This window comes from Pseudoalteromonas sp. UBA2102, from assembly GCF_002331165.1.
GTDB classification, from domain to species: Bacteria; Pseudomonadota; Gammaproteobacteria; order Enterobacterales; family Alteromonadaceae; genus Pseudoalteromonas; species Pseudoalteromonas atlantica.
This window is the reverse complement of the sequence record NZ_DCYU01000075.1, coordinates 1-23,400: the sequence shown is the minus strand read 5'-3', so window position 1 is coordinate 23,400 and position 23,400 is coordinate 1. Positions and strand designations below refer to the sequence as shown.

Here is a 23,400-nt window from a genome sequence, read left to right as displayed (position 1 = left end):
TAAAGTCTAATTTATAAGATGAGTATTTTAACCCAGTTAATAAATTTAGTTTAGTGTTTAGTTGCTTATATATACAAAAACAATAACTTTTACTGCTAAAGTGTGAAGCTATTTATTTGTGTTACACTTACAGGCAGTGGCAAGCAGGCGCTACGGGTTTAAAAGTTTAGATGTGAGGAGTCATGATGCAAAAAAGTGTGATGTCACAATTACAAACGGGTAGGTTATATGCAAAAAAATGGCCTATGCGTAAAGAGTTAGCACCGTTGTTTAACGAATTTAAAGTAATTAAGGCAACCGAGCTGGCAATTACTGTAATGCCAATATTAGCCATGCTTACGTTATTTTTTCAGCTTAACTATTTAGGCCCCGATTTTTTACCGCAAGCGATTGCCAGTGCATTGTTTTTTTTATCGTTGCCGTTGCAAGGCTTGTTTTGGTTAGGTAAGCGAGCCGAAACACCATTAGAACCGAGCATGCAAAAATGGTACAACGAGTTATATACCAAAATGGTGGCAAATGGCTACCAAGCCCAAATAAGCGAAAACAAGCCCCGTTATATGGAGCTTGCACACTTATTAAAAGACATGTTTGATAAAATGGATAAAGCGTTTACTAAAGAGCAATTTTAGAGCGCATTTAATTATAAGTGTATGAGCAGAGCGCACGCTTTGCTCCATTTATTTATAACACTCCCTCTGGCATATGAGCTAACTCAATTTACCCTATCAGTAATTTCCTCACAAACACTCGTTATTAAAACATCAATCGGCTTTACTAAACTCGGTAATGTAAAACGATAGGGTGACGCTTTGGGCGCCTTTTTCTTCAAGAGTTTGCCAATGTTCAGGTCTAAATTTCCACGCAAATGGTGTCATCATTATTAAATTTTTAATATCTGAAAAATTAAGCGTAACCTGCTCTGTAATGAGCTTTTGATCTGCTTTTATAAAGCCGCTTGGCGTGTCAATTTCAGTGTGTTTTGCTACATCTGCATAAATATATTCTTTAAGCTCTTTTAAATGCCACGGCCCAGGGCTTGCAACTACTAATGTGGCATTTGGCGCTGCTAAACGCGCCAGCTCTTGCTCAAACAAAGGCGCAAAAACACTCAGTAATACGTCAGCAGTGCCTGACTTAAAAGGCGCTTGGCTAATTGATGCAACGCTAAAATGACATTGTGGGTATCGCTTTGCTGCATATTTTACGGCTGATTTAGAAATATCGACGCCGTATACCTGCGCCTCTATTTTATCGGCAATGGCATGAGTATAAAATCCTTCGCCGCAGCCTAAATCTATTAGTACGCTTGGTTTACGCTCACTAATCATATTACTTAATGCGCGCTGTAAAAATGCGTAAAAGCCTTGCTCTAAAAAAGCACGCCTTGCTTGTACCATTTCGAGAGAATCACCCGGTTGCTTTGAGTTTTTGTGTTGCACCGGTAATAAATTTACATAGCCTTCTTTGGCAAAGTCGAAGGTGTGATTATTGTCACATCGAAGTGATGAATTATGTTTTAAAAGTGCGTGGTTACATAAAGGGCATTGGTATTGCAGACTCATGAGTCTAGGTAGTCCTTATCATAAAAAGTTTTGACCCAGTGTGGCCGATAAGTGATCAAAAGCGTAATGGCCATACCGTTAAGCATTGCCTCAGGAAACCAAATGATAGCACTTAGGTATACGTAATTATCTGCCAATTCTTGCCAATTATATTGCCCTATAAGCAAATAAAACAAAGCCCCTAAGCTTATTTTTAGACATGCAATAAAGCCTGCCAATATAAAAGAGCATACAAAAATATAAACAAAAAAGTGACGCGGTAAATACTGATAACTCATTATAAAGCCAAGGTAGCTTAATAATGTAGGAATAAATGCACCAAACAGTATTTGCATGGGCAAAAGGTTAAGATCAATGTTTGCAAAAGCCGCCAATAGGGCACTGGCCAGCAGGCTACTTAAAATAGCAAGGCGCCACCCTAAAATTAGCGTTGCGGCAGTTACACCTAAAATGTGTAAATCAAGACCGCTTAAAATACCCGCTTTAATTTGCCATAACATGGCAAACACTAACGCACACGCAAGTACCCCTATTTGCCGTGCAGGCGTTTTATAAAGTGCTTTATAGGTATTTTTTTCTACGCTTATAAAGGTAATAATTAAAACAAGGGCCCAAAGTAGCCCTTGTATTTCAAGCGTTAACATAGCAATTATTTAAAAGTTGACCAAATAGGGGCATGGTCAGAGGGCTTTTCTATGCCGCGTAATTCGTAATCTATGCCGGTATCAATACAGCGCTCGGCAAGGGCATGGGTAGCAAGTACAACATCAATACGTAGGCCACGATTATCCACAAACCCTTTAGAGCGATAATCAAACCACGAATATTTGTCGCTTGTATCAGGGTTTTGCTCTCTGAAGGTATCTTTAAAGCCCCAATTTAATAATTTAGCAAGCCATTCGCGCTCCTCTGGTTGAAACGAGCACTTACCTGTTTTAAGCCAGCGTTTAGCGTTTACTTCACCAATACCAATATCTAAGTCGGTAGGCGAAATATTGATATCGCCCATAACAATAACGTCTTCATCGGGCGTGTGGTTTGTTTCTAAATGGGTCATTAAATCTTTGTAAAACTGGCGCTTATAAGGGAATTTTGTTTCGTGATTTATATTATCGCCTTGTGGGAAATAACCATTCATTACCGTTAGGTCGCGGCCATTTTCTTGCTCAACTGTCACACTTATCATGCGTTTTTGTGCTTCTTCAGTGTCGCTGGCAAAACCTTTTAAGACCGATTTAGGCTCATTTTTGCATAACATTGCCACACCATAGTGCGCTTTTTGACCATGAAAATAAACGTGGTAACCCATTTTTTGTACGTCCTCGAGAGGGAACGCCTCATCATGAACTTTAATTTCTTGCAAACCAATAATGTCTGGCTGGTGTTTATCTATAATTGCTTGTAACTGGTGTAAGCGAGCTCGCAGACCATTGATATTGAAAGAAATAACCTTCATAAAATTTACCTTTAATTAGACTCTGTTTTTATAACTAAATTGTATCAGTAAATAAGCCTACATAACATGATCGAAATGAGAAAATAGCTGCGCAAATGTTGATCAATTGGTGCGTAAAGTTTAAACATTGTAAATGCTTTATTAATTATTTAAATAAATAAAAAATTCAATTGATCTCGTAATTATTGAATATATAATGCGCAAAAATTACTTGTTTAGTCGTTCAAATAGGATCTCTCTCATGAAAACACAATTACTTTTAGCTACTGCTTTATTAGCCTCTGCGTCTGTATCAGCAAAAAGCAACACTTACTTTAGCCAAGATAATAAACTTGAATCTAAATTATGTGTATTAAGTGCAAATGAAGGCTTCAGCGCAGCGCGTAAAGAAGCAGCACAACACGGTGTATACTTATCGCGTTTTTCTAAAAGTGTTTTATGTAATGGTCAAGATATTCGCGACATTGCTAAAAAAGTAACGTCTAACCAAGCTGCTGAATCAAAAGTTGAAGTGTTTGCAAAAGATGCACACCAAGAAACACAGTTATGTATCACAGCGTTAAAGCAAGGCCTTGCGCCTGTTCGCCAAAAAATTGGTAACTTAAACTCGTTAAAGTGTAACGGACAAAACGTAACTGAATTTGTAAAGCGTTACCAAAACGCAGCAATCTAATTGCGCGGTAACATGTAGATTAAAATAATGCCCAGTTTGTACTGGGTATTTTTTTGCAAAAATTACAAGGTATTCAGCAATCATTGCAAAGCTAAGTAATTGATTAATGTATACAAAACAAGCTAAACACACGTAACTTATTGATTGTTGGCGGCTTGTGCATTTTGGCATTGGACTTGTATTAGTTAAAGTGACATTTACTAACTACAAGGATACGTCTTATGAAAAAGTTAACACTCGCAACAACTATTTTAGCTTCGTTAAGTTTAGCCGCATGTGCCTCTAACCAAGGCCTTGAAAAAATCGATAGCGATTTTGCAAGTTTAGATAACGACAGTGATGGTTATATTTCAAAAGTAGAAGCAGATGACAATAGCATCTGGGGCCACTTTTCAAATATTGATACCAATATGGATAACGAGATCAGTCGTAAAGAATTTAACACTTACATGCAATTAAATACCGGTAAGGTAGCTACTGATAGCGAAGTAAGTGAGTCGGCATTTAAAGCTAAAATAGCTAAATTTGATAAAATCGAAAATGATTTTAGAAGTTTAGATAACGACAGAAATGGTTACATCTCAGTAGAAGAAGCTGACGATGATGATATTTCAAACCATTTTGGTTACATGGATGGCAACAATGATAAGCGCATCAGTAAAGGTGAGTTTAAAGGCTACATTAGCAAATACGGTAAAGCCGTTGCTGAAGATGATGCACTAAAGCATTATAAAAACAGCTAATATTAGCTAAATACGCTACACATAAGAGCCAGCATTAATTGCTGGCTTTTTTGTGCATTTAATTTGTTTTAAAAGCAGATATATTTTCCCCCTTTTGCGATGTTCTGTCATAATAGATGGCTACGTATTTTAAAGGGCAAAGCAAAATATTATGACGGGTCGTCGAATTAGTGATGAACAATTAATTGAGATCATTGAAGCGGCTATATTTGTCGCAGACAAACCTGTTAGCAAACGCCACTTAAAAGATACTGTACTTGCTGATTTAGCTATTTCTATGTCACGAATTAACACTGCAATAGACGCTATACATACCCACTATCAAACACGTGGCATTAAGCTAGTTGAAGTAGGCAGTGGCTATCGCTTTCAAGCGTGTAGTAGTTTAAGCCCTTGGCTTAGTAATTTATGGCAAGAACGGGCACCTAAGTACTCTCGCGCACTACTAGAAACATTGTCGTTAATTGCCTACAGGCAACCAATAACGCGTGGTGAAATAGAGCAAGTACGAGGCGTAACAACCGGATCAGCAATTATTAAAACCCTCCTTGAGCGAGAGTGGGTTAAAGTAGTAGGGCATAAAGAAGTACCTGGTAAACCAGCGCTTTATGCCACAACAAAATTATTTTTAGATTATTTTTCGTTAACCGGTTTAGATGAACTCCCTGCATTGCCAGCGCAACAGGAAAGTAAAATAAACCAGTTATTAAGTGATCCTTCTGTGAGAGAACCATCCGAATGAGTATTCAAGGTGAAAAGTTACAAAAAGTCCTAGCCCGTGCAGGGGTAGGCTCACGACGTGAAATGGAAAAATACATTGATGCAAACCGCGTTAGTGTTAATGGTAAAGTGGCTAAATTAGGTGACCGTGTTGAAGAAACAGACTTAATACGTGTTGATGGCCACAGCGTAAAAATTGAAGAAAAAGCCGACCGTATTTGTCGTGTAATTATGTACAACAAGCCAGAAGGGGAGTTAAGTACACGTAAAGACCCAGAAGGACGTCGTACTGTTTTTGACCGTTTACCACGCATAGACGGTGAGCGTTGGATTGCTGTTGGTCGTCTAGATATTAACACGGCAGGTTTAATGTTATTTACCAACGATGGTGAGTTAGCGAACCGCTTAATGCACCCAAGTTATGAAGTTGAGCGTGAATATTCAGCCCGTGTATTTGGTGAAGTGACCAATGAAACCATTAAAAACCTAACGCGTGGCGTAGAGCTTGAAGATGGTCCTGCTAAATTTTTAACGGTTAAATCTTTGGGTGGTGAAGGCATTAACCGTTGGTACAATGTAACGCTAAACGAAGGACGTAACCGCGAAGTTCGCCGCTTATGGCAATCGCAGGATGTAGAAGTATCGCGCCTTATTCGTATTCGTTATGGAAAATTAGAGCTAGATAAGCGCCTTCCCCAAGGTGGCTGGGCTGAACTTGATTTAGAAACCGTTAACTATTTACGTAAAACCGTTAAATTAGGCCGCGAAACACAAACTAAACTGTCGGTTATGCCTGAAAAACGCAAAGACAAGCGTGCTAAAATTAACCAAATTCGTAAAGCGGTTAAAAAGCATAACCAACGTGTTAAGCAAACTAAGCGTAAGTAATACCAATCCGTAATAATACTTAATCATTTTGCGGGGCTAAACGTGTCGCTACCGAGGTAAAAAAATGCTCATTTAGAACAGCTAAATAGCGAATTTTTTGCCAAGCGAACAACACGTTTTTCTAGCCTTAAAATAGATAATTTAATTAAGCGAATTGGTATAATTACCAAAAATTACCGACAAAAAAGCCGCAATGTATGCGGCTTTTTTTATAATTAAAAATGTAGTTTACTTTTTTTGTTGCGCATCGAGAGATTCACCGTTTACATCGCTCGAGTCATCACTCATTAAATATAAATACGTTGGCATTAAATCTTCTGGGGTAGCAAGCTTATCGCGATCCTCCCCTGGGTAGGCTGATGCGCGCATAGAGGTACGCGTTGCGCCAGGGTTTATACAATTTACACGGATATTGGTTTTACCTACTTCGCAGGCCCATGTTTGCATCATGCCTTCAACTGCAAATTTAGATATTGCATAAGGCCCCCAAAATTCGCGCCCTTTACGGCCAACGCTTGATGAAGTGAAAACAATAGAGGCATTTTCTGATTTACGCAGCACAGGGAATAGCGCTTTGGTGATCATTGCTTGCGCAGTAACATTCACTTTCATGATGTTTTCAAACGTAGAAGAGCAAAAGTGCTCAAGTGGCCCGAGCGAACCTAAAATACCGGCATTATTTAATAAGCCGTCTAATCGGCCAAATTGACTTTCGATTGTAGCTGCTAAATCGCGGTAGTTTTGTTTTGTTGCGCCTTTTAAGTCCATTGGCACAATAGCAGGCTGGGGGTAACCAGCATTGACAATCTCATCGTAAACGCATTCGAGCTTATTTGTAGTTTTACCAAGTAAAATAACTGTCGCGCCATGCTTTGCATAGGTAATTGCTGCTACGCGGCCAATACCATCGCCGGCACCTGTAATTAAAATTACTTTATTTTGAAGTGCATTTGGAGTTGCTTGATAAGTTTGCATATAAATACCAATTTATAAAATTTTTTTGATTTTAACATAGCAAATCGTCAAGTAATCGAATTTATTGAAAATTTAGGTGGCGGAATTATAAACTTTACGTTAAGTTTAACTGGTCTAATGTCTCATTAATAAACTGATTACATTGTTTTAACTTTACTACACTGATTAAACACACTTACTTTGAACGAACACACTATAAAAATAAAGATATGTGCGGAGCCAACAATATGAAAAAAATGCTACTCTCACTCTCGGTTACAGCTGCGTTAGCAGGTTGTGGCGGCGGAGAAACATTAGAAGATGTTAAAAACGATACTGCAACCATAATACCTAATGCCACGGTGACCTTTGACCCTGCAAATGGGGTTTTATCTGTCCCTAACGATTTATTAATGAGCGGCACTCAAGACGGCACAATTAATATTCCAGGTGAATTAGACGATGATAACGTCTCTGTGCCTCGCACTGCTTATGCAGATCCGCAATTAGCGCTAGGTGCGTTAGATGGCTGGTCATCGCAAGTGCCTTATAAAATTGATTTAACTTTCCCTACAGGCGTATCGCTTGATGAAACCTCTGCAGCGTCGCCTGGTACAGTAAGAATTTTTGAAGTGGTTATGGGCGCAAGCTTAACTGATGCAGAATGTGCTGTTGTTACAGCTGGTTCAGCGTGTAAATTGGTAGGTGAATTAACCTACGGCGTAGACTTTATTTCTCAAGCCTCTGGCGATGCAGTTGCTATTATCCCATTAAAACCTTTCACACCAGGAAGTTCATACATAAATGTATTAACCACTGGATTAAAAGACTCTCAAGGGCGTTCTATTCAGCCTTCTTCTACTTACGCTTCTGTAAGTGAAGAAGCTCCATTGATTACTGATGCTCAGCTTGGTCTTCAAGCGGCAGTAAATAGCTATGAGAATGTGGTTGTAAGCTCAGGTGATATTACAAAAGATGATATTATATTTTCTGCTGCTATGACCATTCAATCAGCAGGCCCTGTGCTTGGCACAATTAAAAACTTACTGGCAGCTAGCTTACAAAATGATGCATTACCAACACCAATGGTAAGTGTACCTGAACAAGCAATGGTAAATGTGCAGCAAGTATTTGCAGCTGCGGGTGTTAGCGTATCGGATGCGTTCTCTGGTGTGCAATATTTAAAAGGTAGCGTTATGTTACCTATGTATTTAGGCACCCCAACAGGCACTGAAATAAGCGATTTAAATGATACATATTGGCAAGGTATGTGTGACAACGCGGTAGCTGTTTTAGGTTACAAAGCTGCAGCGGGTGAGGCTTTCCCTGCAGAGCCAATTAGTGATAATGATGGGCTTTGTGCTGCGCTAAGTGACGGACAGTTGCGTGATTTAGGTTTAGACACTACGCGCCACTTAACTAAGTATAACTCAATTCCTAAAGTGCAAAGCATGGCGAATGTGCCAGTGCAAATAACCAAACCTATTTTACCGGTTATTAATTTTATTCGTGATTCACAAGGTCTTGATCCAATTGAAATGCCAGAAACTGGCTGGCCAGTTGTTATTATGCAACACGGTATAACAACCGACAAAGAAAGCATGTTGGCATTAACTGCACAACTGTCAATTCAAGGTTTTGCCACAGCGGCGATTGACCATCCTCGCCATGGTGAGCGTGGTGTAGATGTTGATGCTGATGGGACAGATGACTTTAATGCGACGACGGGCTCAGTACTAAGTTACATGAACTTAAACTCGTTGTTAGTGGCTCGTGATAGCTTGCGTCAATCATCAGCAGATTTATTAGGCTTACGCTTAGGTTTAAACTTTATTAATGATGCGACAATTAACGCACAAGATGTAACTTATGTAGGGCATTCTTTAGGATCTATTGTTGCACCTGCATTTATAGCTCAGGCTAATACTCCGCTTGCAGATACAGTTGACCCATTATTTAAGGTAAACACGGTAGCACTTGCCAGTGGCGGTGGCGGTATAGCAAGCTTTTTACTTGAATCGGCTGCGTTTGGGCCATTTATTCAAGGCTCTGTATTATCGCAAGCTGGTACAGCAGAGTCGCAAGAGTTTAACGAGTTTTTACAAGCAGATGCTATTTCAAACTGTGGTACATTATTACCAGATATGGAAGCGTTTTTAACTTGTGGCTATCAGGCGTATGTAACCTCACTTACTACGGCAGGGGAAACTACAAAACTTGCTAACATTCAAGCGGTAATGACCGAGTTTGCTTTTGCAGCGCAAACCGCACTTGATAGCGGAGACCCAACAAATTACGCAGCAGCGGTAAATGCATTAGGTACCCCTGTATACACTAATGTAGTTGTAGGCGATGGCGCAGATAACAAACCAGACCAAGTTATTCCGCCAGCGGCAGCAAATAACCCTATATCGGGCACAATTCCGTTAGCAACATTAATGGGGCTTGAAACAGTAAGCACTTCACAAGCACTAAGTGAAACCCCGGCGAGTTATTTGGTGAAATTTACAAAAGGGCACCATGGCTCAATTTTAACGCCAGCACAAGACGACGCCCAAGCGGCAACTGTTGAGGGCAGTGCAGCAGCAAACGCTGAAATGCAGCTCCAAGTAGCTACTTATTTAGCTGCACGCGGGCGTATGTTATTAGTCAGTAACCCAGAGGTTGTGACTGATTAATCAGCAAATACCTTATTAACCTTGAAAAGCCACTGTTTAGTGGCTTTTTTTTGTTATAAAGCATGATAAATTAGCTTAAATTTATAAATGGAGAGACCAGTTGGAATTTTTATACGAATACGGTTTGTTTTTTGCTAAAACGGTTACCTTTGTTATTGCTATTGCAATTATTTTAACCCTTATTGTGGGTTCAGCAGTAAAACCTAAAGCTAAAAAAGGAGCCATAGAAATAGACGATTTGTCTGAGCAACTAGATGACTTAAAACACAGTTTTTTAGAGAATACTTTAACTAAAAAAGAGTTAAAGGCGCATCATAAAGCGCAAAAAGTCGAGTCTAAAAAAGCGGCAAATGATGAGCCGAAGCCACGCCTATATGTTATTGATTTTATAGGTAGTATGGACGCTCATGAAGTTGAAAGCCTACGCGAAGAAGTGACCGCAATTATTGCCATTGCTAATCCTGAGAAAGATAAAGTATTAGTTCGCTTAGAAAGTGGGGGCGGCGTGGTGCATGGCTATGGTTTAGCTGCATCGCAATTACAGCGTTTTAAAACTGCAGGTATTAAGCTTTCGGTTTCTATTGATAAAGTAGCAGCGAGTGGCGGTTACATGATGGCCTGTGTGGCCGATGAAATATTAGCGGCTCCTTTTGCTATAGTTGGCTCTATTGGTGTAATTGCACAAATACCTAACTTTAATAAAATTTTAAAGAAAAACGATGTAGAGTTTGAGCAAATTACTGCAGGCGAATTTAAACGTACGTTAACCTTGTTCGGCGAAAACACAGATAAAGCCCGCGAAAAGTTTCGTGATGAAATAGAGCAAACACATGGTTTGTTTAAAGAGTTTGTAAGCAGCCAACGGCCAACACTTAATATTGATAATGTGGCAACGGGCGAGCACTGGTTTGCAACACAAGCAATTGAAAAGGGCTTAGTTGATGTAATTAAAACCAGTGATGATGCGTTATTAGAGCAACAAGCTGAGCGTCAAATATACAAAGTAAAATACAAAATTAAGAAAGGATTAAGTGATAAGTTAGCAATTGGGCTTAGTAGCTCTGTAAATAAAGCAGGCGTTAATTTAATGTCGCGTTTTAAAGCAATGAACCCATAAAACGTTATTATGGGTAATAAAAAACCCTTGCTTAGCAAGGGTTTTTTTATGGGCTTAAATAATTACTCAGTAGATTTGTGGTAATCTTCTAAGTCTTTAGCTGCGTTCGGGTCGTTAAATATTGTTTCATCTAATTGACCTTCTGACTTAGCAACGACACAAGTTACCATACAGTCACCCGTTATATTAACGGCTGTGCGCGTCATATCGAGTAATCTGTCAACACCAATAATAATTGCAATCCCTTCTACTGGTAAACCTACTTGGTTAAGTACCATTGCAAGCATGATTAAACCCACACCAGGCACGCCCGCAGTGCCTACCGAGGCAAGCGTTGCGGTTAGAATAACCATTAAGTAATCAGAAATCGTTAAATCAACAGCAAACACTTGTGCAATAAATACTGTTGCCACGCCTTGCATAATGGCTGTGCCATCCATGTTAATGGTAGCGCCTAGCGGAATAGTAAAAGAGGCAACCGAGTTATTAGCGCCGAGTTTTTTGGTCGCAGTTTCAAGTGTAATAGGCATAGTTGCGCTTGAGCTTGAAGTGCTAAAACCAAATAAACACGCATGTTTCATTTTAGCTAAAAAGGTAAGCGGGTTAAGGCCTGTTAATACTTTTAAAATAATACTGTAATTAATAAACGCGTGAATTAATAACGCCGCCACTACTACAAGGAAGTACTTAGCTAGGCTGAGTATTAATCCCATTTCGATAGTGGTAAAAAGTTTAGCCATTAAAAAGAACACACCGTAAGGCGCAATGTTCATTAGTAGCGTTACTAGTTTTAAAATAACCGTGTTTAAATCTTCAAATACTGCGGCTACGCGTTTACCTGCTTTGCCACTTAGCGCCATTGATACACCAAATAAAAGCGCAAACACAATAACTTGCAGCATGTTCCCTTTAGCCATTGCTTCGAATGGGTTAGTAGGGAACATATCGATAATCACTCGCGCTAAGGTAGGGGCTTCTTTAGCATTAAAGCTTGCATCTGATGGCAGTGCAATGCCTTGACCTGGGTTAAATAATAACGCTAGTGAAATAGCTACGGTAATTGCCACGGCAGTTGTAACTAAATATAAGCCAATTGATTTACCACCTAAACGGCCTAATTTTTTAGGATCGCTCAAGCTACACGTACCACATACAAGCGATACAAATACCAGCGGAACAACCAACATTTTTAAGCTGGCAATAAAAATTTGTCCGCCAACATGGAAAAGGCCATCTACAAAAAAAGCTTTAATTGGCAAAGAGAATAACCCAAGAGGAATTAGATAATCGTCTTCACCAGCTAATATAGCCTGAAATAAAAAGCCTACTGCAATACCCAGTGCCATGCCAATCATGATACGGGTAGTTAAACTCATTGAACGTATTTTAGACATATTCCCTAATCTATTTTTTCAAATTTGCCATAGACTACCAGCAAGGAAATATTTACTACAGAAAAAAATAGCCTTTGCGGAATTATTTACATAAAAAAGTGACAAAAAACTGTGATATTAGACTAAGTTATAGGTTAATATTAGGTAAACAACTATTAGTAAATAATAACAACGCTAGGGAGAGGTCCATGCCTTTAACGCGACTACTCAGCATTACACTATTTAGCATTTTGCTTTGCGCTTGTGGTGGTGGTGGAACAATCGAAAAAGACGGCACCATCGGAGATGATGGCGATTCTACTACAGAAACATCCACTTACACGGTAACTTTAAAAGGTTACTTACAATCTAGTGACACTGAGTCAAACACGGTCACAGCGGCTGCTCCTTTAGAGCTTAGAGCTACTTTAGAAGATGAAGATGGCGATGCAGTGTCAGGTGAGCGTATTACTTTTACCCTTGCTGACTCAATTGGTGAACTAAACCCTATAGCAGGTACAGCGTTAACCCAATCAGATGGTATAGCGATACTGGAACTTACCGCGGGTGAAAATGCAGGAGCTGGTGAAGTAACAGCAACCTATACAGTAGATGGCGAAAGTTACACCGATACGTTTGCATTTGAGTCGGATGGCGCACAATCAACAGATCCACAATTGAGTGTAACGCTTGTTGATTCATCTGGGGCTACGACTCGAAGTGTTGATTATTTAAACCCTGTTACCGCGCAGGTTGAACTATTAATTGATAATGAACCCGCTGCTTACCAATTAATTGAGTTTGTACTTACTGGTTTAGGGAGTATAAATCCTACAAATGGTACAGCTTTAACAAACGAACAAGGCATTGCAACAATTAGCTTGCTTGCAGGGACTGAAGCTGGGGCTGGCTCTATTGTGGCCACCTACACCGATAACGAAAATACTGTTTATAGCTCTGAAGGTTATACATTTACAACTGAAGGGGATGCGCCCATTCAAGGTGAATCATTAGACTTTTCTATCGGTTTAAGCCTTACCTCTTCAACGACGTTATCAGAAATTAGCACAATCAGCGCCGCAGATAGCGCAGTTGTTAAAGCAACTATTCTTGACGGAGATGGCGTTGAAGTTGAAGGGGCAGTTGTAAACTTCTCATCAACTTTAGGTAACTTAATACCAAGTATTGGTACTGCACTAACGAATGAAAGTGGTGTTGCATCAATTAACTTAACTTCGGGTACTGTAGAAGGTGCAGGCGTTATAACAGCCCAGTACGAAGGTGTTGAGCAAACGCTGGGTTTTTATACAAAAGGTGATGCTGTAAATCCAGACCAAAGTACTGCAGATATTAGTTTTTCAATCCTAGAAAATTGTCCAGCAGACTTTAAATCTCAAAGAGATGCAAGCCAGTGTGATCTAGTAACTAGTATCTCAGGTGATTCAACAGCGATTCTTTATATCGAAGTGACTAACGAGAATTCGACAACTCCTCTTACGCAAACTCTAGTAACAGCGAGTACAACAATTGGCTCAATCACACCTTCAACTGGCACGGCTATTACCGATGCAAATGGTATCGCACTTTTAGATATAGTTCCTGGTCAAGATGTAGGCGCCGGTGAAATTACTGTGTCAGTGCTCGATAGCGATTTAACTAAGGCATTTCAAATTGCTGCTGTAGATGTTGAAATTGCTATTAGCAGCTCGGTTGCAGACGATGAGCTATTAGCTGCAGGTGCAACAGCACTTATCTCAATTGAAATCTCAAAAGACGGTGAGCTATATACCACACCACTTACTGTTGAATTTTCATCTGGTTGTGTTGGCTCTGGCCAAGCACTTATAGATGAAACAGTAACCAGTATTGGCGGCTTTGCACGCTCTACATACCGTCCGCTTACTTGTGTGGGTGGGGATATAATTACGGCTACCGTGATCACCGGTGGCGATACGGTTTCTGCTAGTACCACTATAAATGTATCACCTGCCAATATTGGCTTTTTACAATTTGTAGAAGTGACTGAGCCAGTAATTGCATTAAAAGGTACGGGTGGTGCTGACAGAACTGAAATCTCTGAAGTAACATTTAAACTTGTGGATTCAAATGGCAATGATTTAGCTTCAAGAACGGTTAACTTTGAGCTGTCAACGGCAGTCGGTGGTATAACGTTAGGCACAGCCAGTGCAATTACTAATGCCAGCGGTGAAGTGACTACCTCAGTTCAATCGGGTTCAATTGCTACGCCTGTGCGTGTTATCGCATCTAGCGAAGAAGACGTAGATGGCGACAGGGTTATTGTAACCGCCCCTTCAGATATTCTTGTAATTAGTACAGGCATTGCGGATCAAAATAGCTTTTCGCTATCGCGTTCTATATTTAACCCTCATGCGTTAAATGTTGATGGTAATACGGTATCGGTTAATGCTCGCCTAGCTGATCACTTCAACAACCCTGTGCCAGATGGAACAGCTGTTAGCTTTATCACAGAAGGGGGCGTAATAGAGCCAAGTTGTACAACAACCAATGGTACGTGTAGCGTAACGTGGACCAGCAGTAACCCACGCCCGTTTACTGACTCTATGTATGAAAATACCATTACGCAAAAGTGTGATGGTGGCTTACCATGCCCATTAGGAATTTTAAATAATGACTTAACGGTAGATTTACCGTTAGGTGGACGTGCCACTGTACATGCTTATGCAATTGGTGAAGAAACGTTCTCTGATTTAAATGGCAACGGCTACTTTGACAGTGAAGACTTTTTTGATGATTTATTTGATATTCCGGAAGCCTTTATCGATAACAATGAAGATGGCACCTATGGCGGTAAAGATTGTAATGATGGAACCGACCCATGTTCACGCGATAACTCAACCGGTGATGAGTTTGAAGAATTTGTTGATTTTGATGGCAATGGTACATGGACCACAGAAAATGGCCTATACAACGGCTTACTGTGTCGTGAAGAAGACGAAGCCGCAGGTATTTGTAGTCGTCAAATGGTTAACGTATTTCAAAACCAAGAAATCGTAATGTCGGGTGATACTGCATACTTTAGGCTAGTTACATACGCGGATGATTGTTCTGCTATCGCGGGTGCAACCGCTTCAGAGGTACGTGTAAACAGCGACCCTGCAAGTCCACTTGTTCGCCGTGTGCAAAACGATCCCACTAGCGCAATAATGTGTCAGGTTGATGCAATAGATTTAACTCAAACTGCATCAGGCACTGCTAGCCTAGGGCTTACGGTATTTATAGCAGATATATATAACAACCCAATGCCTGCTGAAACAACCATCTCTATTGACACAGACAATGGTATTTTAACAGGTAGTGATAATTACACTTACCCTAATACAACAAGTATTGTGCCTGTTGGTTTATCATTTGGTATTACGCGTGAAGACTTAGATGGAGGAAATGAGCAGTTTAGTGGTATTTTAACCGTTACTGCCGAAGCGCCTTCAGGGTTGGAAAGTACGCTTTCTGTTAGCGTAACCGACGATTTATAATCGGTAGAATGTAAAAAATGCCAACCTTAAGGTTGGCTTTTTTATTTGTGTTCTATATATTCCACAGCAATTATTTTAAAAACACCGGTTTGTATAATTTAACAACAAAAATTGTTTGTTTATTCAGTAAATACTGAAAAGTTTGTATTAAAAGCTTGTAACAATAGGTGTTTGTAGATATACCTATAAATATTCGCGCCGTTTATGTCGGCAAAACACATTTAAATATTTGGTTAGAAATAGGCAACTATGGGCAAATCGCTAGTAATTGTAGAGTCACCTGCTAAGGCTAAAACAATTAATAAATACTTAGGTAAAGACTTCATCGTAAAGTCCAGTATTGGACATGTGCGTGATTTACCTACTTCAGGTTCGAACAAAGCTAAAGTACCGGCGACTAAAACGCCAGCTGAAGTTCGTAAAATGGAGCCTGAAGAAAAGGCAGCGTATAAACAGCAACGAGATTACACTAACTTAGTTGCACGTATGGGTATTGATCCTGAAAAAGGGTGGGAGCCACATTACGAAATTTTGCCAGGTAAAGAGAAAGTAGTTCAAGAGTTAAAAAAGCTGGCCGAAAATGCAGACCAAGTTTATCTCGCAACGGATTTGGATAGAGAAGGGGAAGCAATTGCTTGGCACCTTCAAGAAATTATTGGTGGTGAGCCTGAAAAATATAAACGCGTTGTATTTAACGAAATTACAAAAAATGCGATTCAACAAGCGTTTGAAACACCTGGTGAACTAAATACCGACATGGTATATGCACAACAAACACGCCGCTTCTTAGACCGTGTAGTTGGCTTTATGGTATCGCCATTATTATGGGCTAAAGTAGCGCGCGGGCTTTCTGCTGGGCGTGTGCAATCGGTTGCGGTACGTTTATTAGTAGAGCGCGAACGTGAAATTAAAGCGTTTATTCCAGAAGAGTTTTGGGATATACACGCCGACGTTAAAAATACTGAGTCACAATTACGCTTAGAAGTCACTAAACAAGCAGACAAGCCATTTAAGCCGGTAAATGAGGCTCAGGCTACAGCCGCAGTTAAAAGCCTTGAGACAGCCGAATATAAAGTAATAAGTGTTGAAGAAAAACCAAGCAAAAGCCGCCCAAGTGCGCCTTTTATTACTTCAACCATGCAACAAGCCGCCAGTACACGTTTAGGCTATGGCGTTAAAAAAACAATGATGCTTGCACAGCGCCTCTACGAAGGCGGTTACATTACTTATATGCGTACCGATTCAACTAATCTGTCAAAAGATGCAGTTGAAATGTGTCGTGATTATGTAACCCAAGAGTTTGGCGCAAAGTACTTACCTAAAGACCCAATTAGCTACAGCTCTAAAGGCAATGCACAAGAAGCGCACGAAGCGATCCGTCCTTCAAGTGTCACTGTACTTTCTGGGCATGTTGAAGGTGTTGATGCCGATGCCAAAAAACTGTACGAATTAATTTGGCGTCAGTTTGTTGCCTGTCAAATGGTACCTGCAGAGTACGACTTAACAACGCTTACTGTGGCCGCTGATGAGTTTCAACTAAAAGCAAAAGGGCGAGTACTTCGCTTTGATGGTTGGACAAAAGTGCAACCTGCGGTACGTAAAAAGAATGAAGAAGATCAATCGCTGCCAGCAGTAAAAGAAGGCGAAGTACTTAGTTTAATTGAGCTTGACCCTAAGCAGCACTTTACTAAACCGCCAGCGCGCTTTAGTGAAGCAAGTTTAGTAAAAGAGCTTGAAAAACGTGGTATTGGTCGTCCATCTACGTACGCATCAATTATTTCAACAATCCAAGACCGTGGTTATGTACGGGTAGAAAACCGTCGTTTCTTCGCTGAAAAAATGGGCGAAATAGTAACCGACCGTTTGGTTGAAAACTTCACTGATTTAATGAACTTTGATTTTACCGCAAAAATGGAAGGTCGTTTAGATGATATCGCCGAAGGCGAGCGTGTATGGACCCAAGTGCTTGATAAGTTTTATGCTGATTTTTCTACGCAATTAAACATAGCCAAAGATGAGCCAGAGCAAGGCGGAATGCGCCTTAATCAAATGGTCGAAACCGACATTGACTGCCCTACGTGTGGCAGAAAAATGGGTATTCGCACGGCATCAACGGGTGTTTTCTTAGGCTGTACAGGATATAACTTACCGCCTAAAGAGCGTTGTACAACCACTATGAACCTAGTATCAGGGGATGAAGCGGTTGCGGCAGATGTTGAGGACATTGAAACTGAAACATTAATGCAAATGAAGCGCTGTCCAATCTGTGAAACGGCTATGGACTCTTACCTAATAGACGAAACCCGTAAATTACATGTTTGTGGTAATAACCCGGCATGTGAAGGGTATATCGTTGAGCAAGGTACCTTTAAAATTAAAGGATACGATGGGCCTATTATCGAATGTGATAAATGTGGCTCAGACATGGAGCTTAAGTCGGGCCGCTTTGGTAAGTATTTTGGCTGTAACAACGAAGAGTGTAAAAATACGCGTAAGTTACTTAAAAACGGCGAAGCTGCGCCACCAAAAGAAGATCCTGTGCACATACCTGAGCTTGAATGTGAAAAGTCAGAAGCTTATTTTGTTTTACGTGACGGGGCTGCAGGTATTTTCTTGGCGGCTAACACTTTCCCTAAATCACGCGAGACGCGCGCGCCTAAAGTGGCTGAGCTAAAGCGTTTTAGAGAGCGTATTTCACCTAAGTTTTATTACTTAGCTGATGCGCCAGAAAAAGATCCTGATGGTAATTTAGCCGTAGTACGTTATAGCCGTAAAAATAAAGCGCAATACGTGATGACTGAAGTTGACGGAAAAGCCACAGGCTGGACCGCTCACTACGAAGCGGGTAAATGGGTAGAAGAAGCGAAGAAAAAAGCAGCGCCTAAAAAGAAAGCGGCTGCAAAAAAATCGCCAGCTAAACCTAAAGCAAAAAAAGAAGCTGAATAAACCTTAAAATTTATTTAGCCTAAGACAAATAAAAACCGGAATGCACAGCTTGTGTCATTCCGGTTTTTTTATGATTATATGCGTCGCAATGGCTTTATTAGCCGCATATTTTTTATTGTTTAGATTTGTACAGTAGATACTTTTTTGTAGCCTTCAGACTCTAATTCATCATTAACGCATTGAAGAACATAGCCAAATAGATCGTCGTTACTTACATCATCATCTTTAGCCCAATTTACACACATATCTGTGTATTCTTTAATTGTTTGTGCAGAAGCTACTGGTGCATCGTCTGCGATTGCAACCGTTGCAGAAACAGCAAAAAGTGGTGCAACTATTAATGCTAGCAATGCTTTATTCATTTGTTGATTCCTAAATAAATGGTTTAACGATTTAAATACATTTTAAAGCTGTATTTAAATAGTGCCCAATGCAGAACAACTCTGTTGGTGTAGTAATTTTTAATCGAAATTAAAATAAAAGATAACGAAAAATTTTTATCGTCAAGATGAGTAAATTACGCTTAAATAATTATATAAGTAATTGTGTTGTAATAAATTATAAGCTAAGGTCGCTTTTTTATAAAAAGATAAGTTAATGTCAGAACACCAAGCAAAACCAACCAGTACGCCTCGTAAAATACACAAAGTAGAGCAGGGCTTAGAGTCGTTTATATTTAAAGGGCGCTGGTTATTAGCCCCGTTTTTTATAGGCCTACTATTTGCTGTAATATTGCTATTAATAAAGTTTTTTAAGCAACTTTATTTAATGGGTATTGCCACTTTTAGTGCAACAAACCAAGAGTTATTAGTGGGTATACTTACCCTCGTTGATACCGCTTTACTGGCTGGTTTATTACTTATTATTATTTTTAGTGGTTATGAGAACTTTGTGTCAAAGCTTAATATTGAGGGCCACGAAGATAGGCCGTCATGGATGGGAAAAGTAGGTTTCTCAGGCTTAAAAATGAAGCTTATTAGCGCAATTGTTGCTATATCTGCGGTTGAGCTTTTAAAGGTATTTATTAATTCTAATATTCATTCAAGTGATGAGTTATTTTGGAAAGTGATTATCCATGTCACCTTTGTAAGCTCTGGCGTATTATTTGCGCTCACTGATTATTTAAATAGTAAAACACAATCACATTAGAAAGGTTAAGTTAGTGGTTTGGTGGCCGGTATTTCGTTTTAATACCGGCTATAGCAGCCCCACGATTTGAGCGCACAAAAAAGCCCGATAAAATCGGGCTTTTGAGCATTATACGTCAGGGCATTCTTATTTTACAAAAGCAAAGTAACAGTCAAAACCATTCATGTTTAGCTTATTACCATCTAAAGTAGCATTACAATGAGATAGTGAGTCATGCGCCTCAGTCACTGTTTTAGTCAACTCAAATGTTTGATTGGTATCAGCTAAGTTAAACACACATAACATAGTTTGCTCGTTTAGCGTTCTGTAAAAAGCGAGGATAGGCTCAGCAGTATCAATAAACTTAATATCGCCTGCTAATAACACAGTATGCTGTTTACGCCATGCCATAAACTCACGGTAGGCATTAAGTATAGAGTTTGCATCTTTATCTTGTACAGACACAGCCTGCTGCGTATGCGCGCTATCAACTGGTAACCAGGGTTTAGCAGCACTAAATCCTGCGTTTTGTGTGTTGTTACCTTCCCATGGCATTGGCGTTCTACAGCCGTCGCGGCCTTTAAAGTTTGGCCAAAAGGTAATGCCGTATGGGTCTTGTAGGTCTTCAAATGCTACAGAGGCTTCACCTAGCCCCAGCTCTTCACCTTGGTACATACATACGCTACCACGTAATGAAGCAAGTAGGGCTGTAAGCATTTTGCATTGTGCTGGGTTTATTTCACCATTTTGGCTCCAGCGGCTCGCGACACGCTCTACATCGTGGTTGCTAAACGCCCAGCACGGCCAACCTTCAGTCATGCGTTGCTCAAGGGTCTGTACGGTTTCTCTTATGTATTCACTTGAATAATCATCAGTGAGTAGCTCAAAACTATAGCCCATATGCAGCTTATCACCGCCTTGGGTATATTCTGCCATTGTTGCCAATGAATCTTCCGATGAAATTTCACCAAGTGATACAGTACCCGGGTATTTATTAAGTAGTGCACGTATGTCTTGCATAAACTCAATGTTTTCTGGTTGGGTGTTATTATAATAATGGTACTGAAACGCGTATGGGTTATCTTCACTAAAGCCACGGCCTTGGCGTTTATCTTTAGGCTTTGCAGGATTGTCACGTAATTGTGCATCGTGGTAGCAAAAGTTAATAGCGTCTAATCTAAAACCATCTACACCTTTTTTAAGCCAAAACTCTACGTTTTCTAAAACAGCTTTTCTTACATCTGGGTTATGAAAGTTTAAATCAGGCTGTTCGGTTAAAAAGTTATGTAAATAGTATTGACCGCGACGAGGCTCCCATTGCCAAGCACCGCCACCAAAAATAGATAACCAGTTATTAGGCGCTGTGCCATCTTCTTTAGCATCTGCCCATACGTACCAGTCAGCTTTATCATTGTTTTGGTTTTCGCGGCTATCTAAAAACCATTGATGTTGGTCTGATGTATGGCTTAACACTTGGTCAATAATAATTTTAATGTCGCGTTTATGTGCTTGATCTATTAACTCATCAAAGTCGTTTAGGTCACCAAATATGGGGTCTATATCGCGATAGTCACTTATGTCGTAGCCAAAATCTTTCATTGGAGATTTGAAAAAAGGAGAAATCCAAATAGCGTCAACGCCTAAGCTTTTAATGTAATCAATGCGATTAATTATCCCTTTAAGATCACCAATACCATCGTTATTGCTGTCTTGAAAGCTTCGCGGGTAAACCTGATAAATAACCGCACCTTTATACCACTGCTGTTGGGCCATGCTTTTCTCCGTCGTTCCACACAGTATTTATATTGTTATTAGTTTGATTGAAACAATCACTAAATTTTCAAAAAGCATACGTGAAGGGTGCTGCTCTGTAAAAAGTCTGCATACGTATGCAGCTAATTTACTTACATAAAAGCGGTTTTAGCTAAGCGGAAAGTTACGCATAAAAACCGCTGCAGCACTTTTACCAATCATGTTTATTTATGTGTAACTAAAACAACTGGCTATTTTGGTGCTTATTTTTAAAGGGCTGCACAGCTTTGGTGATTCCACTCTTTGGTCAGACCAATTTAATCTGATAATCTTTACAAAAGATAAGCGTGTAAATTTATAAAAAACCTTTAATTAACGCTATTTACAAACGATGACACAGGAATTTCAGTTAAACTATTGATGTATTTTTATAATGATAATAAATTACTAAGTTGCACCAAAATAAAACTACTTAAAACAGTAGGTTAAAGTCTTATTTGTGAACTCATTGTTAACTTTTAGCGTTTTGCATAGTACTGAATACGTATGCATAAAGTTGTTAATAAAATAATTCGAGCGTTAATATTGATGCTGACAACAAAATTAGCTCGCCTGTTTGACTATCACTCAAATAAAGAAGCGAGTATCACAATATGGGTAACGGGAAAAACATCATGTCTATGTTCAAACCAAGTATATTAACGTTGGCAATGGCTACTGCAGGATTAGCAAGCTTTGCCTCTGTAGCAGCACAAGAAGATACAGTTAAAAATGATGACGTTGAGGTTATCGAAGTAAAAGGCTTTCGTGGCAGTGTTGTAGAATCAATCAACACAAAGCGTTTTTCTACTCAAGTCGTTGAGTCAATTTCAGCTGAAGATATAGGTAAACTTCCTGACTCGTCTATTGCTGAGTCTATTGCACGCTTACCAGGTTTAACGGCGCAGCGCCTAGATGGTCGCGCAAGTAGAGTATCAATTCGTGGTTTTGGTGAAAACGAAAGTGGCACCACATTTAATGGCCGCGAGCAAGTATCTATTGGCGATAACCGCGGCGTAGAGTTTGACCTTTACCCATCAGAAATTATGAGCGGTGTTACCGTTTATAAAACACCTAATGCAAGTATCGAAGCAGAAGGTATTGCCGGTGTTATTAACATGCAAACCGTACGTCCTTTAAGTAAAGGTGAGCGTGTATTTCAAGTTAATGGCCAGTACGAGCAAACTAGCTTTGATAAACTAAACCCAGACGGTAACGACGATGGTTACCGCGGTACTATTTCATACATTGATCAATTTGCAGATGACACCATAGGTGTTGCGTTTGCACTAAATACCATGAGCTCTCCAAATCAAGAAAAACGTTGGAACGCTTGGGGTTACCCTGAATTTACTGCTGATGATGGTCAAACGTACTCTATATTAGGGGGTGCAAAACCATTTGTACGTTCATCAACCCTTGAACGTGACTCAGCAATGCTCGTACTAGAGGCCGCGCCTACAGACAAATTAAACATGACGTTTGATGCGTTATATGTTGATTTTACAGATGAAAAAATCTTACGTGGTATCGAAATTCCATTCGCATGGGGTCAAGGTTCGATTGACCCTGCAAGCGTAGCTGTAGATGACGCAAGTGGTTTTATTACCAGTGCGGTAACAAATGGCCAACGTGTGGTTGTGCGTAACGACTACGAAGAGCGTGAAGCAGAATTAACCGCGTTTGGCTTTAACACTAAATACGATATTGATGATTCATGGTCAGTAGAGTTTGATGCAAGTTACTCTCAAGTAGACCGTAAAATTTGGAGCCTTGAGAGCTACTCTGGCACAGGCCGAGGCGATGCTCGCGGTGTTGCAGATAACCTAGGTTACACATTTAACGGTGGTAAT

The 23,400-nt window shown here is 39.9% G+C and carries 18 protein-coding genes; 11 read left to right on the top strand and 7 right to left on the bottom strand.

Going from position 1 to position 23,400, the window contains the following annotated elements; translation table 11 throughout:
* Window positions 1–185: 185 nt before the first annotated feature.
* Window positions 186–632 carry a terminus macrodomain insulation protein YfbV gene (gene yfbV / locus B2R65_RS10635; protein ID WP_054982400.1) on the top strand — a complete coding sequence of 149 codons (447 nt, stop codon included), beginning with the start codon at window positions 186–188 and terminating at the stop codon, window positions 630–632.
* A 132-nt stretch (window positions 633–764) separates the two neighbouring features.
* Here yfbV and B2R65_RS10630 read toward each other — a convergent pair whose 3' ends face one another.
* From B2R65_RS10630 to xthA, 3 genes are read right to left on the bottom strand one after another with little or no spacing between them, the layout of a single operon-like run.
* On the bottom strand, window positions 765–1,565 hold the full coding sequence (locus B2R65_RS10630) for a putative RNA methyltransferase (RefSeq protein ID WP_121637386.1): 801 nt from the start codon (window positions 1,563–1,565) through the stop codon (window positions 765–767).
* Complete coding sequence (locus tag B2R65_RS10625; RefSeq protein WP_286742410.1) at window positions 1,562–2,209, bottom strand: energy-coupling factor ABC transporter permease; 648 nt, start codon at window positions 2,207–2,209, stop codon at window positions 1,562–1,564. Before B2R65_RS10625 ends, B2R65_RS10630 begins: the two co-directional genes overlap by 4 nt.
* Window positions 2,210–2,214: 5 nt before the next feature.
* Window positions 2,215–3,021, bottom strand: coding sequence for an exodeoxyribonuclease III (gene xthA, locus B2R65_RS10620; RefSeq protein ID WP_096041844.1), 807 nt, complete (start codon window positions 3,019–3,021; stop codon window positions 2,215–2,217).
* Between the two features lie 241 nt (window positions 3,022–3,262).
* On the opposite strand from xthA, the gene B2R65_RS10615 reads away from it, so the two are divergent.
* The 4 genes from B2R65_RS10615 (at window position 3,263) to rluB (ending at window position 6,045) form a co-directional block, all read left to right on the top strand.
* Window positions 3,263–3,694 carry a hypothetical protein gene (locus tag B2R65_RS10615; protein ID WP_004587783.1) on the top strand — a complete coding sequence of 144 codons (432 nt, stop codon included), beginning with the start codon at window positions 3,263–3,265 and terminating at the stop codon, window positions 3,692–3,694.
* Between the two features lie 221 nt (window positions 3,695–3,915).
* Window positions 3,916–4,437, top strand: a complete 522-nt coding sequence (locus B2R65_RS10610) for an EF-hand domain-containing protein (protein WP_248461386.1) — start codon at window positions 3,916–3,918, stop codon at window positions 4,435–4,437.
* Between the two features lie 151 nt (window positions 4,438–4,588).
* Entirely contained in the window at window positions 4,589–5,179 is a 591-nt protein-coding gene (gene scpB / locus B2R65_RS10605; RefSeq protein ID WP_138685155.1) for an SMC-Scp complex subunit ScpB, read from the top strand.
* Window positions 5,176–6,045, top strand: a complete 870-nt coding sequence (gene rluB / locus B2R65_RS10600) for a 23S rRNA pseudouridine(2605) synthase RluB (protein WP_004587786.1) — start codon at window positions 5,176–5,178, stop codon at window positions 6,043–6,045. Before scpB ends, rluB begins: the two co-directional genes overlap by 4 nt.
* Before the next feature lie 228 nt (window positions 6,046–6,273).
* On the opposite strand, the gene B2R65_RS10595 is transcribed toward rluB, so the two are convergent.
* Complete coding sequence (locus B2R65_RS10595) at window positions 6,274–7,020, bottom strand: YciK family oxidoreductase (protein ID WP_004587787.1); 747 nt, start codon at window positions 7,018–7,020, stop codon at window positions 6,274–6,276.
* 227 nt (window positions 7,021–7,247) lie between these two features.
* On the opposite strand from B2R65_RS10595, the gene B2R65_RS10590 reads away from it, so the two are divergent.
* Window positions 7,248–9,677 (top strand): VolA/Pla-1 family phospholipase, encoded by a 2,430-nt coding sequence (locus B2R65_RS10590; RefSeq protein ID WP_054982404.1) that lies wholly within the window; start codon window positions 7,248–7,250, stop codon window positions 9,675–9,677.
* A gap of 100 nt (window positions 9,678–9,777) precedes the next feature.
* On the top strand, window positions 9,778–10,794 hold the full coding sequence (gene sohB, locus B2R65_RS10585; protein ID WP_029772521.1) for a protease SohB: 1,017 nt from the start codon (window positions 9,778–9,780) through the stop codon (window positions 10,792–10,794).
* Between the two features lie 62 nt (window positions 10,795–10,856).
* On the opposite strand, the gene B2R65_RS10580 is transcribed toward sohB, so the two are convergent.
* A complete protein-coding gene (locus B2R65_RS10580) occupies window positions 10,857–12,188 on the bottom strand; it encodes a dicarboxylate/amino acid:cation symporter (RefSeq protein ID WP_004587790.1) in 1,332 nt (443 codons plus the stop codon).
* Between the two features lie 188 nt (window positions 12,189–12,376).
* On the opposite strand from B2R65_RS10580, the gene B2R65_RS10575 reads away from it, so the two are divergent.
* Window positions 12,377–15,682, top strand: coding sequence for an Ig-like domain-containing protein (locus B2R65_RS10575; protein WP_286742397.1), 3,306 nt, complete (start codon window positions 12,377–12,379; stop codon window positions 15,680–15,682).
* A gap of 249 nt (window positions 15,683–15,931) precedes the next feature.
* A complete protein-coding gene (topA, locus tag B2R65_RS10570) occupies window positions 15,932–18,628 on the top strand; it encodes a type I DNA topoisomerase (protein WP_055253275.1) in 2,697 nt (898 codons plus the stop codon).
* 119 nt (window positions 18,629–18,747) lie between these two features.
* Here topA and B2R65_RS10565 read toward each other — a convergent pair whose 3' ends face one another.
* A complete protein-coding gene (locus B2R65_RS10565; RefSeq protein ID WP_004587793.1) occupies window positions 18,748–18,990 on the bottom strand; it encodes a hypothetical protein in 243 nt (80 codons plus the stop codon).
* 235 nt (window positions 18,991–19,225) lie between these two features.
* On the opposite strand from B2R65_RS10565, the gene B2R65_RS10560 reads away from it, so the two are divergent.
* Window positions 19,226–19,777, top strand: a complete 552-nt coding sequence (locus B2R65_RS10560; protein WP_286742392.1) for a TIGR00645 family protein — start codon at window positions 19,226–19,228, stop codon at window positions 19,775–19,777.
* A gap of 126 nt (window positions 19,778–19,903) precedes the next feature.
* Here the strand turns inward: B2R65_RS10560 and B2R65_RS10555 are convergent, their stop codons facing one another.
* Window positions 19,904–21,529, bottom strand: a complete 1,626-nt coding sequence (locus tag B2R65_RS10555; RefSeq protein WP_096739693.1) for an alpha-glucosidase family protein — start codon at window positions 21,527–21,529, stop codon at window positions 19,904–19,906.
* Between the two features lie 653 nt (window positions 21,530–22,182).
* Here B2R65_RS10555 and B2R65_RS10550 point away from each other — a divergent pair.
* Window positions 22,183–23,400: TonB-dependent receptor plug domain-containing protein (locus B2R65_RS10550; RefSeq protein WP_286742388.1), on the top strand; the 1,218-nt coding region annotated here is incomplete at its 3' end.

Coding starts and splice junctions, on each gene's coding strand:
- xthA (WP_096041844.1), bottom strand. CDS start 3,021: ATGAAGGTTATTTCTTTCAATATCAATGGTCTGCGAGCTCGCTTACAC.
- B2R65_RS10595 (WP_004587787.1), bottom strand. CDS start 7,020: ATGCAAACTTATCAAGCAACTCCAAATGCACTTCAAAATAAAGTAATT.
- B2R65_RS10625 (WP_286742410.1), bottom strand. CDS start 2,209: ATGTTAACGCTTGAAATACAAGGGCTACTTTGGGCCCTTGTTTTAATT.
- scpB (WP_138685155.1), top strand. CDS start 4,589: ATGACGGGTCGTCGAATTAGTGATGAACAATTAATTGAGATCATTGAA.
- B2R65_RS10610 (WP_248461386.1), top strand. CDS start 3,916: ATGAAAAAGTTAACACTCGCAACAACTATTTTAGCTTCGTTAAGTTTA.
- B2R65_RS10590 (WP_054982404.1), top strand. CDS start 7,248: ATGAAAAAAATGCTACTCTCACTCTCGGTTACAGCTGCGTTAGCAGGT.
- B2R65_RS10575 (WP_286742397.1), top strand. CDS start 12,377: ATGCCTTTAACGCGACTACTCAGCATTACACTATTTAGCATTTTGCTT.
- rluB (WP_004587786.1), top strand. CDS start 5,176: ATGAGTATTCAAGGTGAAAAGTTACAAAAAGTCCTAGCCCGTGCAGGG.
- B2R65_RS10615 (WP_004587783.1), top strand. CDS start 3,263: ATGAAAACACAATTACTTTTAGCTACTGCTTTATTAGCCTCTGCGTCT.
- topA (WP_055253275.1), top strand. CDS start 15,932: ATGGGCAAATCGCTAGTAATTGTAGAGTCACCTGCTAAGGCTAAAACA.
- B2R65_RS10630 (WP_121637386.1), bottom strand. CDS start 1,565: ATGAGTCTGCAATACCAATGCCCTTTATGTAACCACGCACTTTTAAAA.
- B2R65_RS10560 (WP_286742392.1), top strand. CDS start 19,226: ATGTCAGAACACCAAGCAAAACCAACCAGTACGCCTCGTAAAATACAC.
- B2R65_RS10580 (WP_004587790.1), bottom strand. CDS start 12,188: ATGTCTAAAATACGTTCAATGAGTTTAACTACCCGTATCATGATTGGC.
- yfbV (WP_054982400.1), top strand. CDS start 186: ATGCAAAAAAGTGTGATGTCACAATTACAAACGGGTAGGTTATATGCA.
- B2R65_RS10555 (WP_096739693.1), bottom strand. CDS start 21,529: ATGGCCCAACAGCAGTGGTATAAAGGTGCGGTTATTTATCAGGTTTAC.
- B2R65_RS10565 (WP_004587793.1), bottom strand. CDS start 18,990: ATGAATAAAGCATTGCTAGCATTAATAGTTGCACCACTTTTTGCTGTT.